The 15,645-nt window shown below is 71.2% G+C and carries 16 protein-coding genes and 1 riboswitch; of the genes, 12 read left to right on the top strand and 4 right to left on the bottom strand.

Going from position 1 to position 15,645, the window contains the following annotated elements; genetic code table 11:
* Positions 1-90 precede the first annotated feature (90 nt).
* The 8 genes from ACZ6W9_RS15620 to ACZ6W9_RS15585 all read left to right on the top strand — a co-directional run bounded on the left by ACZ6W9_RS15620 (position 91) and on the right by ACZ6W9_RS15585 (position 5,326).
* Positions 91-588 carry an Asp23/Gls24 family envelope stress response protein gene (locus ACZ6W9_RS15620; RefSeq protein WP_389959812.1) on the top strand — a complete coding sequence of 166 codons (498 nt, stop codon included), beginning with the start codon at positions 91-93 and terminating at the stop codon, positions 586-588.
* The gene (locus ACZ6W9_RS15615) at positions 585-851 is read left to right on the top strand and encodes an Asp23/Gls24 family envelope stress response protein (protein WP_362945953.1); all 267 of its coding nucleotides are present in this window, start codon (positions 585-587) and stop codon (positions 849-851) included. The genes ACZ6W9_RS15620 and ACZ6W9_RS15615 overlap by 4 nt, the downstream gene beginning before the upstream one ends.
* Positions 848-1,036, top strand: coding sequence for a hypothetical protein (locus tag ACZ6W9_RS15610; RefSeq protein ID WP_389959809.1), 189 nt, complete (start codon positions 848-850; stop codon positions 1,034-1,036). Before ACZ6W9_RS15615 ends, ACZ6W9_RS15610 begins: the two co-directional genes overlap by 4 nt.
* Entirely contained in the window at positions 1,033-1,470 is a 438-nt protein-coding gene (locus tag ACZ6W9_RS15605) for an Asp23/Gls24 family envelope stress response protein (RefSeq protein ID WP_389959806.1), read from the top strand. The genes ACZ6W9_RS15610 and ACZ6W9_RS15605 overlap by 4 nt, the downstream gene beginning before the upstream one ends.
* A 278-nt stretch (positions 1,471-1,748) precedes the next feature.
* Positions 1,749-2,255 (top strand): DUF6286 domain-containing protein, encoded by a 507-nt coding sequence (locus tag ACZ6W9_RS15600; RefSeq protein WP_470118250.1) that lies wholly within the window; start codon positions 1,749-1,751, stop codon positions 2,253-2,255.
* A 7-nt stretch (positions 2,256-2,262) separates the two neighbouring features.
* Positions 2,263-2,850 carry a hypothetical protein gene (locus ACZ6W9_RS15595; protein WP_362945963.1) on the top strand — a complete coding sequence of 196 codons (588 nt, stop codon included), beginning with the start codon at positions 2,263-2,265 and terminating at the stop codon, positions 2,848-2,850.
* Positions 2,851-2,909: 59 nt separating this feature from the next.
* On the top strand, positions 2,910-3,296 hold the full coding sequence (locus ACZ6W9_RS15590) for an antibiotic biosynthesis monooxygenase family protein (RefSeq protein WP_470118248.1): 387 nt from the start codon (positions 2,910-2,912) through the stop codon (positions 3,294-3,296).
* Between the two features lie 350 nt (positions 3,297-3,646).
* Entirely contained in the window at positions 3,647-5,326 is a 1,680-nt protein-coding gene (locus ACZ6W9_RS15585) for a heparinase II/III domain-containing protein (protein ID WP_470118246.1), read from the top strand.
* Between the two features lie 69 nt (positions 5,327-5,395).
* Here the strand turns inward: ACZ6W9_RS15585 and cimA are convergent, their stop codons facing one another.
* Positions 5,396-6,973: a citramalate synthase gene (gene cimA, locus ACZ6W9_RS15580; RefSeq protein ID WP_362945970.1), complete on the bottom strand. Its 1,578-nt coding sequence runs from the start codon at positions 6,971-6,973 to the stop codon at positions 5,396-5,398.
* Between the two features lie 293 nt (positions 6,974-7,266).
* On the opposite strand from cimA, the gene ACZ6W9_RS15575 reads away from it, so the two are divergent.
* Both ACZ6W9_RS15575 and ACZ6W9_RS15570 read left to right on the top strand, forming a co-directional pair.
* Positions 7,267-7,920, top strand: a complete 654-nt coding sequence (locus ACZ6W9_RS15575; RefSeq protein ID WP_389959795.1) for an O-methyltransferase — start codon at positions 7,267-7,269, stop codon at positions 7,918-7,920.
* 114 nt (positions 7,921-8,034) lie between these two features.
* Positions 8,035-8,619, top strand: a complete 585-nt coding sequence (locus tag ACZ6W9_RS15570) for a Uma2 family endonuclease (protein WP_389959793.1) — start codon at positions 8,035-8,037, stop codon at positions 8,617-8,619.
* Positions 8,620-8,825: 206 nt separating this feature from the next.
* On the opposite strand, the gene ACZ6W9_RS15565 is transcribed toward ACZ6W9_RS15570, so the two are convergent.
* Complete coding sequence (locus tag ACZ6W9_RS15565) at positions 8,826-9,920, bottom strand: branched-chain amino acid aminotransferase (RefSeq protein WP_389959790.1); 1,095 nt, start codon at positions 9,918-9,920, stop codon at positions 8,826-8,828.
* 177 nt (positions 9,921-10,097) lie between these two features.
* Positions 10,098-11,144, bottom strand: a complete 1,047-nt coding sequence (locus ACZ6W9_RS15560) for a 3-isopropylmalate dehydrogenase (RefSeq protein WP_389959788.1) — start codon at positions 11,142-11,144, stop codon at positions 10,098-10,100.
* A gap of 141 nt (positions 11,145-11,285) precedes the next feature.
* Positions 11,286-11,518: riboswitch (cyclic di-AMP (ydaO/yuaA leader) on the top strand.
* Here ACZ6W9_RS15560 and ACZ6W9_RS15555 point away from each other — a divergent pair.
* The gene (locus ACZ6W9_RS15555) at positions 11,506-12,210 is read left to right on the top strand and encodes a C40 family peptidase (RefSeq protein ID WP_389959785.1); all 705 of its coding nucleotides are present in this window, start codon (positions 11,506-11,508) and stop codon (positions 12,208-12,210) included. (Overlaps the previous riboswitch by 13 nt.)
* A 660-nt stretch (positions 12,211-12,870) precedes the next feature.
* Here ACZ6W9_RS15555 and serA read toward each other — a convergent pair.
* Entirely contained in the window at positions 12,871-14,460 is a 1,590-nt protein-coding gene (gene serA, locus ACZ6W9_RS15550) for a phosphoglycerate dehydrogenase (protein ID WP_389959784.1), read from the bottom strand.
* A 212-nt stretch (positions 14,461-14,672) separates the two neighbouring features.
* On the opposite strand from serA, the gene ACZ6W9_RS15545 reads away from it, so the two are divergent.
* Positions 14,673-15,539, top strand: coding sequence for a hypothetical protein (locus ACZ6W9_RS15545; RefSeq protein ID WP_362947360.1), 867 nt, complete (start codon positions 14,673-14,675; stop codon positions 15,537-15,539).
* Positions 15,540-15,645 lie beyond the last annotated feature (106 nt).

Genomic DNA, 15,645 nt, shown 5'->3' with positions numbered 1-15,645 from the left:
TCCTGATTTCTATTGTTATTAGGGGTACCACCCTTTACAGGCACTGGTTCGGGGGAGCAGGCGGACTTCCCCTCGGGGGAGGGAGTCGACGTGACCGAAGCGAGCACGGCGAACAGGCCGAGGGACGAGGGCGCCCCGCCGTCGCGGACGCGGACCGACAACCCGGGATCCGGCGGAGACCTGATAACGCCGAAGGGCACCACGAGCATCGAGAGCGGCGTCGTCGCGAAGATCGCCGGCATGGCCGCCCGTGAGATAGAGGGCGTCCACGCCATGGGCACCGGCGGAACACGCGCCCTCGGCGCGGTCCGCGGCATGGTCGGCGGCGGCGACCGGAACGTCACCCAGGGCGTGGCCGTGGAGGTGGGCGAGCGGCAGGCCGCCGTCGACATCGACCTCGTGGTCGAGTACGGCGTCGCCATCCCCGACCTGGCCGGCTCGGTGCGCCGCAACGTGATCTCGGCGGTCGAGCGCATGACCGGCCTGGAGGTCACCGAGGTCAACATCCGGGTCGACGACGTCCATCTGCCCGAGCCGGAACGACCGGAAAGGGAACGGGAGAGCGAGCAGGAGGCGCGTGTCCGGTGAGTGAGCTGGCCCATGAGGTCGCCGACGCCGTACGGCACTGCCCCGGCGTCGCAGGGCTCTCCGGCGGCCCGTTCGGCGCGGTGGCGACCTACCTGCCGGGAGAGAAGGTGCCCGGCGTCGCCGTACGGGACGACCAGGTCGAGGTCTCCATCGTCGTCCGGCCCGGACGGCCGCTGCCGGAGATCGCCGAAGACGTGCGCGCCGCCCTCGCCCCGCTGGTGGGCGGCCGCCCGGTGAACATCCACATCGGAGGTATACGGTGAACGGATTTCCCATCTGGTCGCTCATCGGCCTGATCGCCGGCGTGGCCCTGGGCTTCGCGGCGGCCTTCGGCGGCCTGGGCGCGTTCCTGCTGGTGCTGGTCCTGGGCGCCGTCGGGTTGATCATCGGCCGCCTCGTCGACGGCGACGCGGTGGACCTGTCCAAGCTGTCCGCGAGGCGCAGATGACCGCTCCCGCCGGGTCCGCGCCGCCCGCGGCGGCGGATGTCCCGCCGGAGCCGGGCGGCGTCCCCGCGTGGGAGGCGGCCCGCGCCGGGCCCGGCCCGTCGGGTGTGCCGCCCGAGCGGCGGGGCAGGACCGACATCCCCGAGCGGGTGGTGGCGCGCATCGCCGCCCGGGCCGCCGGGGAGGTGCCGCACGTGCACCGGGTCCGTGAGCGCGGCGGGCTGGCCCCGGGCGGCACCCACGCCGTCGTGCACGACGAGCTCGCCGTCCTGGAACTGGACGTGTCGGTGGCCTACCCCGTCCCGCTGCGGCAGGTCGCCGAGGAGATCCGGCGGCACGTCGCCCGCCGCGTCCACGACCTCACCGGCCTCTCCGTCGGCCACATCGACATCGGCGTGACCGACCTCGTGCCGTCCCCGGGAGATGACACGCCATGACCGCCTCCGCCGCCCCGGAACCGCCGGAACCGCCCGGACCGCCCGAACCGGCAGGACCGCCCGGACCGCCAGGACCGCCCGAACCGGCAGGACCGCCCGGACCGGCAGGCCCGGCTTCCGGGGGGACGCCCACCGGGTCCCCTCCCCCGGGCCCGCCGACCGCACCCGGCGCGGGGACTCCGGAACAGACCCCGGCCGCCGGCCCGTCCGCGTCCGGCCCGGTCCCACGGAACCGGGCCGCCGACCGGGCGGCCGTCCGGGCCTTCCGCCCGCGCCGGGTGGTCCCCGCCGTCGTCACGGCCGTCCTGATGCTCGCCGTCGGCGGCCTGGTGGCGGCTGAGATCATCTCCGCGCTGCTCGGCATGCCGCTGCGCGTCGTGCCGTACGACCGCATGCTCGCCTGGGCCTCCTCGACGCCGTGGCGGTCCCCGCAGGCGCTGGGGGCCGCGACCCTGCTCACCGCGCTGGGCCTGCTGCTGATCCTGCTCGCGCTCATCCCCGGCAGGCCCGGGACGGTCCCGGTCAGGACCGGCGACCCCGACCTGATCGTCGGCGTGCGGCGGCGCGGGTTCACCGGCGCCCTGGCCCACGCGGCGGACCGGGTGCCGGGAGTCGAGCACTCCCGGGTACGGCTGGCCGGCCGGACCGCGCGGGTGACCGCCCGCACCACGCTGCGCGACGCGTCCGGACTCCCCGAGGCCGTACGGCAGGCCGTACGCGCGCGGATCGAGGAGCTCTCCCCCGTGCACGACCATCCGGTGACCGTGCGGCTGCGGGGGAGGTGAGCCGGAGGTGGACAGGAGGACCGCGCGGGGCAACCGGCTGGGGCTGCTGATCATAGGTCTGCTGCTGACCATCGCCGGCGCCTACGCGCTCGCCCGCGGCACCCGGCTGCTCCCGCAGAGCTGGGCGTCCGCCACGGAGCCGCTGATCAGCCCCGCGACGCGCGCCGGATTCGCCCGCAACGCCCCGTGGAGCTGGGGGGCGCTCTCCCTGGCCGCGACGCTGCTCGCCCTGTTCGGGCTGCGCTGGCTGATCGTCCAGGGACGGAGCGGCAGGCTGCGCGGCATCCGCCTGGAGCACGGACCGGGCGGCGCCACCGACGTCCGCGCGGACACGGTGACCGAGGCGGTGGCGGCCGAGGTCCGCGCGCACCCGGCCGTCCACGACGTCACCGCCGCCATGACGGGCACGAGCGCCCACCCCGCCGTACGGCTGCGCCTGACGGCCGACGAGACCGCCCCGATGAGCGCGATCTGCGAGCAGATCGGCGGGGTGGCCGTCTCACACGCGCGGTACGCGCTGGAGGCCGAGCACGTACCGGCCGTGGCCAGGGTGAACCTGGCCGAGCCGCCACGCCCCCGCCGGACCGTCGCCTGAGGGACGCCGGTCGTAGAGTGGCCTTCCGCAGGCAACGCCTCGAACGCCAGGGAGAAGATGTGTCGGTCGTGAAGATCAATGTCCTGACGGTGCCGGCGGAGATGCGCCGGGAACTGGAACGCCGGTTCTCCTCACGCGCCGGGATGGTCGAGTCGGCGGACGGGTTCGAGTGGTTCGAGCTGCTCCGCCCGGTCGAGGGCACCGACCGCTACATGGTCTACACCCGCTGGCGCTCCGAGGACGACTTCAGGCGCTGGACCGAGAGCCAGGCGTTCCAGCGGGGTCACGCCGGGGAGGGCGGCGGCGCCGGACACGGCCACGGCCACGGGCAGGAGGCCGGTCAGGGACACGGGCACGGACAGGGCCAGGCGCCGGCCGCCACCGGGTCCGAGCTGTGGTCGTTCGAGGTCGTCCAGAGCACCGGCCCCGGCGGCCAGGAGTCCTGAGCGCCCGGCGCTTCTCAGGCAGGCGGACCCCCGGGGCGCACCCGGGGATCCGCGGCGTCGAAGACCCGGGCGACGCGGCCTGCGGGCGGAGCGGACGGGATTTCGGCGAGACCGCGTGGGCGGAGCACGACGGGCGAAGGCGGGTTGACGGGCGGACGTGATGACGGGCGGACGTGATGACGGGCGGACGTGATGACGGCCGGCCGAACCCGCCTCCGGAGCCGTCGTCGGACGCGCCGCGCGCATCTGGTTGCTAACGATCCCCTGAAAGCGCCCTTCCCGACTTGACCGGTTTGGTGGGATACGGACAGCATGATCCGCCCCCGTCGTCAGCCCCGGAAGGAACAGGCGTGCGCCGCCGCACCAGAGCACTCATCCTCTCCACCGTCCTCCTCGCGAGCCACGCCACGGTGACCGGTCCGGCTCAGGCCGCGGTGGAACGCACCTCCGAGTGCCAGGGCGACTGGCTGCCGGCCACCCCGACCGCGCCGGACATCATGAACGGCGAGGTCGAGTTCCTGGACCTCCCGCCGGTCAAGGTCGGCAAGGACGTCGACTGGCGCACCGACCCCTACCGCAACCGCTCCTGGAGCATGGTCTTCCACTCACTGCGCTGGATGGGGCGGCTGGTGGCCGAGTACGAGACCAGCGGGGAGAAGTCCTACCTGACCCGCGCCACCGAGATCGCCAAGGACTGGGTGGCCGACAACCCGCGCCGCGGCGGCCCGAAGGCCAGCCCGTACGCCTGGCAGGAGCACCCCGTCGCGCTGCGCGCCCCCGCCCTGGTCTGTCTCAGCAAGCACGTCCAGGAGCCCTGGCTGTCGAAGAGCCTGGCCGAGCACGCCGCGGTGCTGTCCGACCCCCGCCTGTACGAGAAGGGCCACAACCACGGCATCGACCAGGACATCGCGCTGCTGGGCATCGGGTGCCGCTACAAGCGCCCGAAGTGGTCCGGCCTCGCCCTGCGGCGCCTGACCGAGACGGTCAAGCTGGACGTCGACTCCCAGGGCGTGCTGCGCGAGCAGGCGCCGCGCTACGCGCTCTACGTCCACGAGCGGCTCAGCGTCGCGATGGAGAACATCAAGGCGTGCGGCCTCAAGGTCCCCGCCGGGATCGCCGACCGGTGGGAGGGGCTGGAGACCTTCATCTCCCACTCCACCCAGCCGAACGGGTTCATGGTCCCGATCGGCGACGGCGGCGCGGACGTGCGGCCGACCGGCTACGACCACCCCAAGGCGAAGGTCAAGGTGTTCGGCAACGGCTACGTCTACGGGCGCACCGCCTGGGACAAGCCCGAGTCGGCGTTCTACTCCATCCGCTTCGGTCCCGGCCTGAAGTACCACGGGCACGAGGACCACCTGGGCGTGACCTACTACGCCCAGGGCCGCGACGTACTGGTGGACGTGGGCTTCCACTCCTACGAGGAGAACGCCTACCGTCGCTGGACGGGGTCGCCGCAGGCGCACAACACCCCGGCCGTGGCGGGACGGCCGTTCCGTGGGAAGACCGCCACCTCCCTGAGCAGGTCGTCCCTCGGCGAGGACCGGCAGAGCTACCGGCTGACCGACCGGGCCTACGGCGTGCCGAGGACCCGTTCGGTGCTGGTCGGCCACGGGCGCGACGTGATGGCCGTGCTGGACACCGTGGCCAAGGGCTCCAAGGTCACGACCACCTGGCATCTCGCCTCGGAGCTGTCCGTCGTCTCCGCCTCCGGCGGCCGGGTCGTGGTCAAGGACAAGGCGGGCTGGAAGGCCACGCTGGCGCAGGTCTCGATGCCCTCGTGCAAGCCGGTCGGCGGGCTCGAGGTGATCCGCGGGCAGCGGAACCCCTACCAGGGCTGGGTCTCCACCGCCTACCTCAGCAAGCAGCCCGCCCCGGCGGTCGTCTCCCCCGCGTCGGCGGACCCGGTGCTCACCGTCGTGGTGCCGGGGACCGACAGGCCCTCGGTCTCCTGCTCCGGTTCCAAGGTGACCGTGGAGACCTCCCAGGGGCCGGTGAGCTTCCGGGTCTCCGGCGCCGACCTGCGCTGAGCCCCACCCGGATACGCCCGGGGTACGGCCCGCCGTACCCCGGGACACGGCGGGCACGGCGGGCGGCGGTCAGCCGGCGACGTGGCCCGCCCGGAACAGCCCGTAGGTGACGGCCTGCTCCAGGGCCTGCCAGGACGCCTCGATGATGTTCTCGTCGACGCCCACGGTGGACCACTCGCCGTCCGCGTCGCTGGTGGTGACCAGCACGCGGGTGACCGCGCCGGTGCCGGACGTGCCCTCCAGGATGCGGACCTTGAAGTCGGTGAGCTCCAGCTCGGCCAGCTCGGGGTAGAGCCGCTCCAGACCCAGCCGGACCGCCTTGTCCAGCGCGTTGACCGGGCCGTTGCCCTCCCCGGTGGAGACGATCCGCTCCCCCTTGGCGTGCAGCTTGACCGTGGCCTCGCTGACCAGCTCGGCCCCGCGGGTCCGCTCGACGATCACCCGCCAGGACTCGACCGTGAAGTGGCGCAGCCGGCGGCCCGCCACGGTGTCGCGGAGCAGCAGCTCGAAGGAGGCGTCGGCCGCCTCGAAGGTGAAGCCCTTCGACTCCATGTCCTTGACGCGGTCCACCAGCTCGCGTGAGGTCTCCGGGGGCAGCTCGTAGCCCAGCTCGCGGCCCTTGAGCTCCACGGAGGCCCGGCCGGCCATGTCGGAGACGAGCATCCGCATGTCGTTGCCCACCTGCGCCGGGTCGATGTGCTGGTAGAGGTTGGGATCGACCTTGATCGCGCTGGCGTGCAGTCCGGCCTTGTGCGCGAAGGCCGAGACGCCCACGTAGGGGGCGTGGGAGTTGGGGGTGGCGTTGGTCACCTCGGTGATCGCGTGCGCGATCCGCGTCATCTCGGACAGCGACTCCGCCGGGACGAGGTCGAAGCCCCGCTTGAGCTGCAGGTTGGCCACGACGGTGAACAGGTTGGCGTTGCCGGAGCGCTCGCCGTACCCGTTGGCGCAGCCCTGCACGTGGGTGGCGCCCGCCTGGACCGCGGCGAGGGTGTTGGCCACGGCGCAGCCGGTGTCGTCGTGGCAGTGGATGCCGATCCGGGCGGAGGTGCCCACCGCCGCCTGGACGACCTCGGCCAGCTCGTCGGGCAGCATGCCGCCGTTGGTGTCGCACAGCGCGATCACCGAGGCGCCCGCCTCGGCCGCGGTGTGCAGGACCTCCAGCGCGTAGGCCGGGTTGGACAGGTAGCCGTCGAAGAAGTGCTCGGCGTCGAGGAAGACCCTCTGGCCCTCCGCACGAAGATGGGAGACCGTGTCGCGGATCATCGCGAGGTTCTCCTCAAGGGTCGTGCGGAGGGCCAGCTCGACGTGCCGGTCGTGGCTCTTGGCGACAAGGGTCACGACCGGCGCGCCGGATTCGCGCAGCGCGGCCACCAACGGGTCGTCGGCCGCCTTCACGCCCGCCCGGCGGGTCGCGCCGAACGCGGCGAGCTGCGCGTGCTTCAGGCCGAGCTCTGTTCGAGCCCGCCTGAAGAACTCGGTGTCCTTGGGATTGGCGCCGGGCCAGCCGCCCTCGATGAAACCGACGCCCAGGTCGTCCAGGTGACGGGCGATGGCCAGCTTGTCGGCCACCGTCAGGTTCAGGCCCTCCTGCTGGGCTCCGTCCCGTAGCGTCGTGTCGTACACATGGAACCGGTCGTCGTTCATGCGAGTCTCCTTGCGGGTCCGGGTCGTCCGCCGCGTGTCCGTCCGGCTCCCCAAGGTCCGCGGAGCCCGGCAAACAAAAAGACCCCTCACGGACGTGAGAGGTCTGCGCGCCGGCGTTGTCCCTTTTTCAGCCGGCGCGCCTGCCGATAATGAGCAGACCGTAGAACATGGTGACTCGGAGTCTACCCATACTCCACCACCATCTGACACGTACATCTCACCATCCGGGACACGCGCCGCGCCGACGGATGTTTTCCGGTGTCGGAACCCGGTGGGCGGCAAGAATGGCCGCCATGAAGGCGACTTACATCGACCCGGCGATCGGGCAGTATCTGCTGGCGCACACCACGCTCCCCGACGATGTGCTGGACGCGCTGGCCATGGAGACCCGCGAGCTGACCGGCGAGGGCGCGAACATGCTCGTCTCCCCGGACCAGGGGCGCTTCCTGACGATGATCACTCAGATCAGCCGCGCCGCGAACGTGGTGGAGGTGGGCACCTTCACCGGCTACTCCTCCATCTGCATCGCCTGCGGGCTCGCCCCCGGCGGCAGGCTGACCTGCTTCGACGCGAGCGAGGAGTGGACGGACGTCGCCCGGCGCTACTGGGACAAGGCGGGCGTCGCCGACCGGGTGGAGCTGCGCCTCGGCCCGGCCGCCGAGCGGCTCGCGGAGCTGCCGCCGTGGCAGGGCGTGGACCTCGCGTTCGTCGACGCCGACAAGGCGGGCTATCCCGTCTACTACGAGCTGCTGATGGAGCGACTCGTCCCCGGCGGGCTGATCCTGGTCGACAACACGCTGTGGGGCGGACGGGTCGCCGACCCCACGGCCGACGACGAGGAGACCCGGGCGATACGCGAGTTCAACGACCTGGTCACGGCGGACGACCGGGTCACGTCGATCATGCTGCCCATGGCCGACGGGCTCACCGTGATCAGGAAGAGCTGATTCGAAAACACTGGCGAGAGTCTCTCCGAATCCGGGGCGGGGGCGCACCTTTGCCGTTACTTTGGGTGGCGTCTCGGATACGTTACGCCCGCCCCCGGAGGGAACGGTGAAGCCATGGCCAAGGCGCTGGAACGACCTGCCGCGGAGTCGGCACAAGAGGACGACCTGGAAAAATTCCTTCCAGAGATGCAGGAAAGATGGCCCGATCGGCGCGTCGAGCTCATCAACGGCCGGATCGTGGTGAGGGAGTTGCCGAGCAGAACCCATAACACCATCGTTTTCTGGATCCTGGGGCAGATCTTCGGGTTCGTGACCGAGCGAGGCTGGTTGATCTGGAACGACATCATGCTTCACCTGGGCACGCAGAGCGACCGGTATCGTCCTGACCTGACCATCGTCCCGGCCGAGCCCCGGATGTGGGATCAGAACGAGGTCCACGGCGACTCGACACTCCTCGTGGTGGAGGTGGTCTCGTCAAGCAGCAGCAATGACGATCACGTCGTGAAACCACGAAACTGCGGGCGAGCGGGTGTTCCGCTCTACCTGGTCATTGATACGTTCCAGAAGCAGATCCGCCTTCTCAGCGGTCCCGGTGAAGCCGGTTACACCCAGGAGGTCGTCATCAAGTTCGGCGCTTTCCTCGACCTGCCCGCACCCTGGGATCTGACCATCGACACCAGCAAGCTGGTCAATGAGTAGACCCCGCGCACAGAGTCCGGCCATTGTCGGCTGAACTCTCTCGCGCCGATGCCCGGAAGCCCTCCGAGGACCCGCTTCCGCGCCATGAACGTCCGGCGGTCCGGGCTCTTCACGGTTTTCCCCGCAGGCCTCCTGTGCTTGGTCGACTCTGGGACAGAGGGCGGGTGGCGCGGGGATGCCCGCGCCGCCCGCACCCGGACGTCCGCTCAGCAGATCTTGTGGACCCAGTGGTAGGGGTCGGGGCGGGTGCCGTACTGGATGCCGACCAGTTCCTCGCGGATGCGGGTGGTGACCGGGCCCTGGCCGCCGTCGCCGATCGTCCAGGCGCGGTCGGCGCCCTTGACAGTGCCGACCGGGGTCACGACGGCGGCGGTGCCGCAGGCGAAGACCTCGGTGAGCTCGCCGGACTCCGCGCCCGACTGCCACTCCTCGATGGACAGGCGCCCCTCCTCGGCGGTCAGGCCGAGGTCCGCGGCCATGGTGAGGATCGAGTCGCGGGTGATGCCGGGCAGGAGGGTGCCGGTGAGGGCGGGGGTGAGGAGGCGGTCGCCGTAGACGAAGAAGAGGTTCATCCCGCCCATCTCCTCGACGTAGCGGTGCTCGTTCGCGTCGAGCCAGACCACCTGGTCACAACCCTCCGCGACGGCCTGGCGCTGGGCCACGAAGGCGGCGGCGTAGTTGCCGCCGCACTTGGCGAACCCGGTGCCGCCGGGGGCGGCGCGGGTGTACTCGGTGGACAGCCAGACCGAGACGGGCCGGCTCCCGCCGAAGTAGGAGGCGGCCGGGGAGGCGATCACCATGTAGGAGTAGGTCGAGGACGGGTGGTTCACCCCGAGCGCCGGCTGCGTGGCGATCATGAAGGGGCGCAGGTAGAGGCTGTGGCCGGAGGTGGTGGGCACCCAGTCGCGGTCGGTCTGGACGAGCAGCTCCAGCGACTCGACGAACGCCTCCTCCGGCAGTTCGGGCATGGCCATCCGGCCCGCCGAGAGGTTGAACCTGGCGGCGTTGGCCTGCGGCCGGAACGACACGATCGAGCCGCTCTCCTGGCGGTACGCCTTCAGTCCCTCGAAGAACTCCTGGGCGTAGTGGAAGACCGCGGTCGCCGGGTCGAGGCTCAGCGGGCCGTACGGCATGAGCCGCGCGTCGTGCCAGCCCCGGCCCTCGGTGTAGTCGATCCGGATCATGTGGTCGGTGAAGACCTGGCCGAATCCGGGGTTCGCCAGTACCTGCTCGCGCTCGGCCGCGGTGCGAGCGTGGTCGGAGTGCTGCACGTTGAAGCTGAGCTTCTGAGCGGTGGCCATGGCGGGAATCCTTCTCTTCGAGTCGAACTGCACCTCAGTCCATTCTGCGATGGACTGGATACCGGGAAACTACTGCATCTAGGACAAAGTCGGCAGTGGACGTGGCACTGCGGACAAAAAGCAGCGCCCGGCGGCTCGCGGAGCCGCCGGGCGCGTGGGTGAATCGAGCAGGCGGCCTCAGCCGGCTACTCGCGCGACGATGTCGTCGCCGATCTCGTGGGTGGTCCGGCCCGCCCAGCCGGTCTGCCGCTCCAGGAGGTCGTCGGCCACGGCCTGTTCGATCCGGGCGGCCTCCTCGGACAGGCCGAGGTGGTCGAGGAGCATGGCGACCGACAGGATCGTGGCGGTCGGGTCGGCCTTGCCCTGGCCCGCGATGTCGGGCGCGCTGCCGTGGACCGGCTCGAACATGCTCGGCGCGGTGCGGTCGGGGTTGACGTTGCCGCTGGCCGCCAGGCCGATTCCTCCGGCGACGGCGGCGCCGATGTCGGTGAGGATGTCGCCGAAGAGGTTGTCGGTGACGATCACGTCGAACCGCTCCGGCTGCGTGACGAAGAACATCGAGGCCGCGTCGACGTGGCAGTAGTCGGTCTGGACCTCGGGGTACTCCTGGCCGACCCGGTCGAACGTGCGGGCCCAGAGGTCTCCGGCGTAGGTGAGCACGTTGGTCTTGTGGACCAGCGTGATCTTCCGGCGGGGGCGGCTCCGCGCCTTGTCGAAGGCGTAGCGGACGACGCGCTCGACACCGAACGCGGTGTTCAGCGACTCCTGTGTGGCGATCTCATGCGGGGTGTCCCGGCGCATCACGCCCCCGGTCCCGGCGTACAGCCCCTCGGTGCCCTCGCGGACGACGACCATGTCGATGTCCTCGGGCCGGGAACCGCCGAGCGGGGTCTCCACGCCGGGGAAGAGCTTGACCGGGCGGAGGTTGACGTAGTGGTCGAGCCGGAAGCGGAGCTTGAGCAGCAGGTCGCGCTCCAGGACGCCGGGGGGCACGCTGGGGTCGCCGATCGCGCCGAGCAGGATCGCGTCGTATCCGCGCAGCTCGTCCAGAACAGCTTCGGTGAGGACCTCACCGGTCGCGTGGTAACGCTTGGCGCCGAGGTCGTAGGTGGTGGTCTCGGCCTTGGCGCCGACCGCTTGGAGGACCTTCAGCCCCTCGGCGACGACTTCCACTCCGATCCCGTCGCCGGGGATGACTGCCAGGCGAATGTTGCGCGAGTCCATGTTCGCACCCTACCGGTTTGTCTCGACTGCCGAACACCCATCTCACGCTACGGACAGAACGGCGTGTCACAAACCCTTGATCGATTTGTCCGACTTTGCGACGTATTGACCGATTCATGAACCTTCGTTATGGTCCTCCCATTCGTATCGACGCCTAATCCCCGTGGGCCACCCCCATGTCCGGCCCCGGGGAGCCGGGGACCCACCTTCCGGAAAACCCGGGGCGCCGGAACACATGACTCCGCTGTCAGCGAGCGCGTTCCGGCTGCCCACACGGGTTTTCCTTGGGGCGAATCAGCGCGTTTCCCGCGCCGTAGGGCGGCCTCCACGCCCGAGCCCGACAGCTAACCCGGCAGGCCTTATGGAAGGAACCACCCTGTCCGGCAAGTTTTTCCCCCGTGCCCTGTCCATCGTCGCCGCCGGCACCGCCGCGCTCGCGACCCCCGCCGCCGCCATGGCGGACACCCCGGCCCCCTCACCGGTGGTCGCCCCCTCACCCACGCTCTCCGCGGCCCTCCCGGCCGCCGTCCCCACGCCGGCCCCCGCCCCCGCGGCCGCCGCCGAGTCCGGGTCCACGTCCGAGCCCGCGAAGGCCGCCCCCGCCAAGGCGATCGTTCCCGCCTGGAAGCAGGCCGTGCGGTGGGCGATGTCCAAGCGCGGCGTCCCCTACGTCTGGGGCGGCACCGGCCACGGCGGCTTCGACTGCTCCGGCCTGATGCAACGCGCCTACCGCGCCGCCGGCATCAAGCTCCCCCGGGTCACCTACGACCAGTACGCGGCCTTCCACAAGAAGGTCTCCTGGAAGAACCTCAAGCCCGGTGACCTCGTCTTCTTCAGCGGCCTCGGCCACGTCGGCATGATCAGCCGGCCCGGCTACATGGTCCACGCCCCGCGCACCGGCGACGTCATCCGCGAGGAGAAGCTCAGCTCCTGGCGGCGCAGCGTCTTCGCCGGGGCCGTCCGCCCCGACCGCTCTGGTGTCAAGATCTCGATCGAGAACGGCACCATGACGACCGGCAAGGACACCGGGAAGGACGACAAGAAGGGCGACGCGAAGGACGCCTGACGCGGCGCGGGAGACCGCCGGCCCCGATCCCGGCCGGCGGTCTCTCCCGGTCACTCCGGGCCGGTCGATCCGGGCCGGTCACTCCAGGCCGGTCACTCCGGGCCGGTCGATCCGGATCGGTCGATCCGGGTCAGCGGATGGGCACCCCGCCGTTGTCGCGCCGGTCCAGCGCGGTCTGCAGCGCGTCGGCGGCCTCGTCCTTGCTTTCTTCCGGACGGTTCCAGGGATACATGTCGTACATGACAAGCCTCGTCTCGTTCACGGGCGAGCGGGAAATGTGATGGGGGACTCCGGTCACGAGTCCGACCGGGCCTGGGGCCGCGGATCCGGGACGCGGATCCGCGACGCGAAGGTGAAGCCGGCGAACGCCATCGCACCGCGGCGAGGTGCCGGCCTGTCCGTCAGGCCCCGCCGCGGCAGGTAAGGATTACGAGAACCTGGCGCATTTCCTGTCACAGTACCCGCCCGCCGGAACGCCGTCTCGCCCGCCGTACACATTTCTCACATGATGAGACGACAGCGCGCGCTCCGCGTGACGGCCCGTCCCGCCGTGCACGCCCGGGATCCGCTCCGCCGTACGGGCTCGGGTCCGCTCGCCGTACGGGCTCGGAGACGTCTCCGCGGGCCCCCGCCGTACCGGGGACCCGCGGAGACGGCGGGCTAGTCGGCCAGGTCGACCGAGCGGCCGCTGTCGGCGCCGATCTCGGCGGCGATCTGGTCCACCACGTCGGCCGGGATGGCGGTGTCGACGGTCAGCGCGATGAGCGCCTTGCCGCCCTTGACGTCACGGGCCACCTGCATCGAGGCGATGTTGATGCCGTGGTCGCCCAGGATGCGCCCGACGACGCCGACGACGCCGGGACGGTCGCTGTAGGCGAAGAACGACAGGTGGTCGGTCGGCTCGATCTCCATCTGGTAGCCGTTGACCTCGACGATCTTCGTGATCTGCCGCGGGCCGGACAGCGTGCCGGAGACCGAGACCGTACGGCCGTCGGCGAGGACGCCGCGCACGGTCACCACGTTGCGCCAGTCGGGGCTGTCCGGGCTGGTGACCAGCTCGACGGTCACCCCGCGGTCCCTGGCGAGCAGCGGAGCGTTGACGTAGGTGACGGAGTCCTCCACCACGTCGGCGAAGACGCCCTTGAGCGCGGCCAGCTCCAGCACCCGGACGTCGTGCGCGGAGATCTCACCGCGGACCTCGACGTCCAGGCGGGTGGCGACCTCGCCGGCCAGCGCGGTGAAGACCCGGCCGAGCTTCTCGGCCAGCGGCAGGCCGGGCTTGACGTCCTCGGCGACGGCGCCGCCCTGGACGTTGACGGCGTCCGGCACGAACTCCCCGGCAAGGGCCAGCTTCACGCTGCGCGCGACCTGGGTGCCGGCCTTCTCCTGGGCCTCGTGGGTGGAGGCGCCCAGGTGCGGGGTGACGACGACCTGGTCCAGCTCGAACAGCGGGCTGTCGGTGACCGGCTCCTTGGGGAAGACGTCGACGCCGGCGCCGGCGACCCGGCCCTCCTTGATCGCCGAGTACAGGGCGTTCTCGTCGATGATGCCGCCGCGGGCGACGTTGATCAGGCGCACCGTCGGCTTGACGGCCCGCAGCTCCTTGTCGCCGATGAGCCCGATGGTCTCCTTGGACTTGGGCAGGTGCACGGTGATGAAGTCGGCCTCGGCGAGGGCCTCCTCCAGCGACACCAGGCGAACGCCCATCTGCGCGGCGCGGGCCGGCTGCAGGTAGGGGTCGTAGGCGATCAGCTCGACCCCGAACGGCTGCAGGCGCTGGGCGACGAGCTGGCCGATCTTGCCGAGGCCGAGGATGGCGACGACCTTCTGGTCGAGCTCGACGCCGGTGTACTTGGAGCGCTTCCACTCGCCGCCCTTGAGCGCGGAGTGCGCCTGGGCGACGTTGCGCGCGGAGGCGAGGATCAACGCGACGGTGTGCTCGGCGGCGCTGGTGATGTTGGAGGTCGGGGCGTTGACGACCATGACACCGGCCTTGGTGGCGGCCTCGACGTCGACGTTGTCCAGCCCGACGCCGGCGCGGGCGACGACCCGGAGCTTCGGCGCGGCGGCGATCGCTTCGGCGTCCACCTGGGTGGCGCTGCGCACGATGAGGGCGTCGACCCCGGCGAGGGCGGGCAGGAACTGCGCGCGGTCGGCGCCGTCGACGTGGCGGACGTCGAAGTCCGCGCCCAGGACCGCGAGACCGGCCTCGGAGAGTTCCTCTGCGACCAGTACGACGGGCTTGTTCACAGGCGGGATCCTTAAGACGAGAGGCTGCTGCACGACCTCTCGAGTCTACCGACGCTTGTGAACGTGTTCACGAGTGTCCCGGCATACGAGACGGGTCTTGCCGCTACCCATCCGGGACGATCTCATGCGTACAAAATTCAACTTGGTATTGCTCACCACAAAAGTTCACGATTACCCTCATAAGCCGTGGTCCCCTACCTATCGTTCCTCATATGAGCATCGGGAACCCCGCTCTCGGCGACGTGCTCGCACAGCACGGCGGCCCGCACCGGCTGCTGGCGGCGCTCGCCGAATGGGGACTCCTGGTAGCCGTGCGACCGGACCGCTCCGTCGTGCTCGGCACGACGCAGACGGGTGAACGCGTGCTCCTCGGATACACCTCGACGAGCACCTACGCACGGCACCGTGGCAGCCACTCCCTGTCGGCCTGCGACGCCGACACCATCCTCGACATCCAGCGCGTCACCGGTGTGCGGGAAATCGTGATCGACGCAGCGGGACCGGCGGCCGCCGCCGTCCCCATCGAGGACCTCAGGCGATATCTCGACTCCACCCGCAGCGGTCCCGCGCCCGCGCTGACGTCCAGCACCCCGACGGCGTACGCCACCGGGGCGATGGCCACGGTGTCGCGTCCCGCGCCGGTCCGCCCCCAGCAGCGGACCGCCGCACCCACCGGGGCCGCAGTGCCCGCGCAGCCGTGGATCCCCGCCCCCCGGCCCCACCTGTCGGGGCCGATGCAGATGGTGGATCCGGGCTACCGTCGCTGCCGCCATCCCATCCTGCCCGCGCTGCGGGCGGCGATCGCGCAGGTCCTCGCCGACTACCCGCTCGTCCACCACGTGTGGATCTCCGAGGCCAGGACCTCCTCCGGCGCGCCCGGGATCATGTTGCACGTCAAGGTGCACATGACGGCGGCCGAGGACGTGGTCCGGGACATCCACCGCGGGGTGCGCGCCCGGCTGCCGCAGCTCGCCGCCAGCGAGGCGCCGATCCTGATGGCACGGGTCGCCGACGCGCGCACCGAGCGGCGGATGATCGAGCTCTGCGCCCACGTGGTCTGCGCCGACGTCATCGACTGAGACCGTCCTCCGGCGTGGGCGGGACGTCCCGCCCACGCCGCCCGGGCCGGTCCCCGCCCGGTGGACGACGCCCGGCTCGCGACCCCGAGCCGCCCGGGTCCGTCCC

The sequence above is a fragment of the Streptosporangium sp. NPDC053982 genome, assembly GCF_055585205.1.
This window is presented reverse-complemented; position numbering and strand designations above follow the sequence as displayed.

Coding starts and splice junctions, on each gene's coding strand:
- ACZ6W9_RS15605 (WP_389959806.1), top strand. CDS start 1,033: ATGACCGCTCCCGCCGGGTCCGCGCCGCCCGCGGCGGCGGATGTCCCG.
- cimA (WP_362945970.1), bottom strand. CDS start 6,973: ATGAACGACGACCGGTTCCATGTGTACGACACGACGCTACGGGACGGA.
- ACZ6W9_RS15575 (WP_389959795.1), top strand. CDS start 7,267: ATGAAGGCGACTTACATCGACCCGGCGATCGGGCAGTATCTGCTGGCG.
- ACZ6W9_RS15570 (WP_389959793.1), top strand. CDS start 8,035: ATGGCCAAGGCGCTGGAACGACCTGCCGCGGAGTCGGCACAAGAGGAC.
- ACZ6W9_RS15565 (WP_389959790.1), bottom strand. CDS start 9,920: ATGGCCACCGCTCAGAAGCTCAGCTTCAACGTGCAGCACTCCGACCAC.
- ACZ6W9_RS15560 (WP_389959788.1), bottom strand. CDS start 11,144: ATGGACTCGCGCAACATTCGCCTGGCAGTCATCCCCGGCGACGGGATC.
- ACZ6W9_RS15555 (WP_389959785.1), top strand. CDS start 11,506: ATGGAAGGAACCACCCTGTCCGGCAAGTTTTTCCCCCGTGCCCTGTCC.
- ACZ6W9_RS15545 (WP_362947360.1), top strand. CDS start 14,673: ATGAGCATCGGGAACCCCGCTCTCGGCGACGTGCTCGCACAGCACGGC.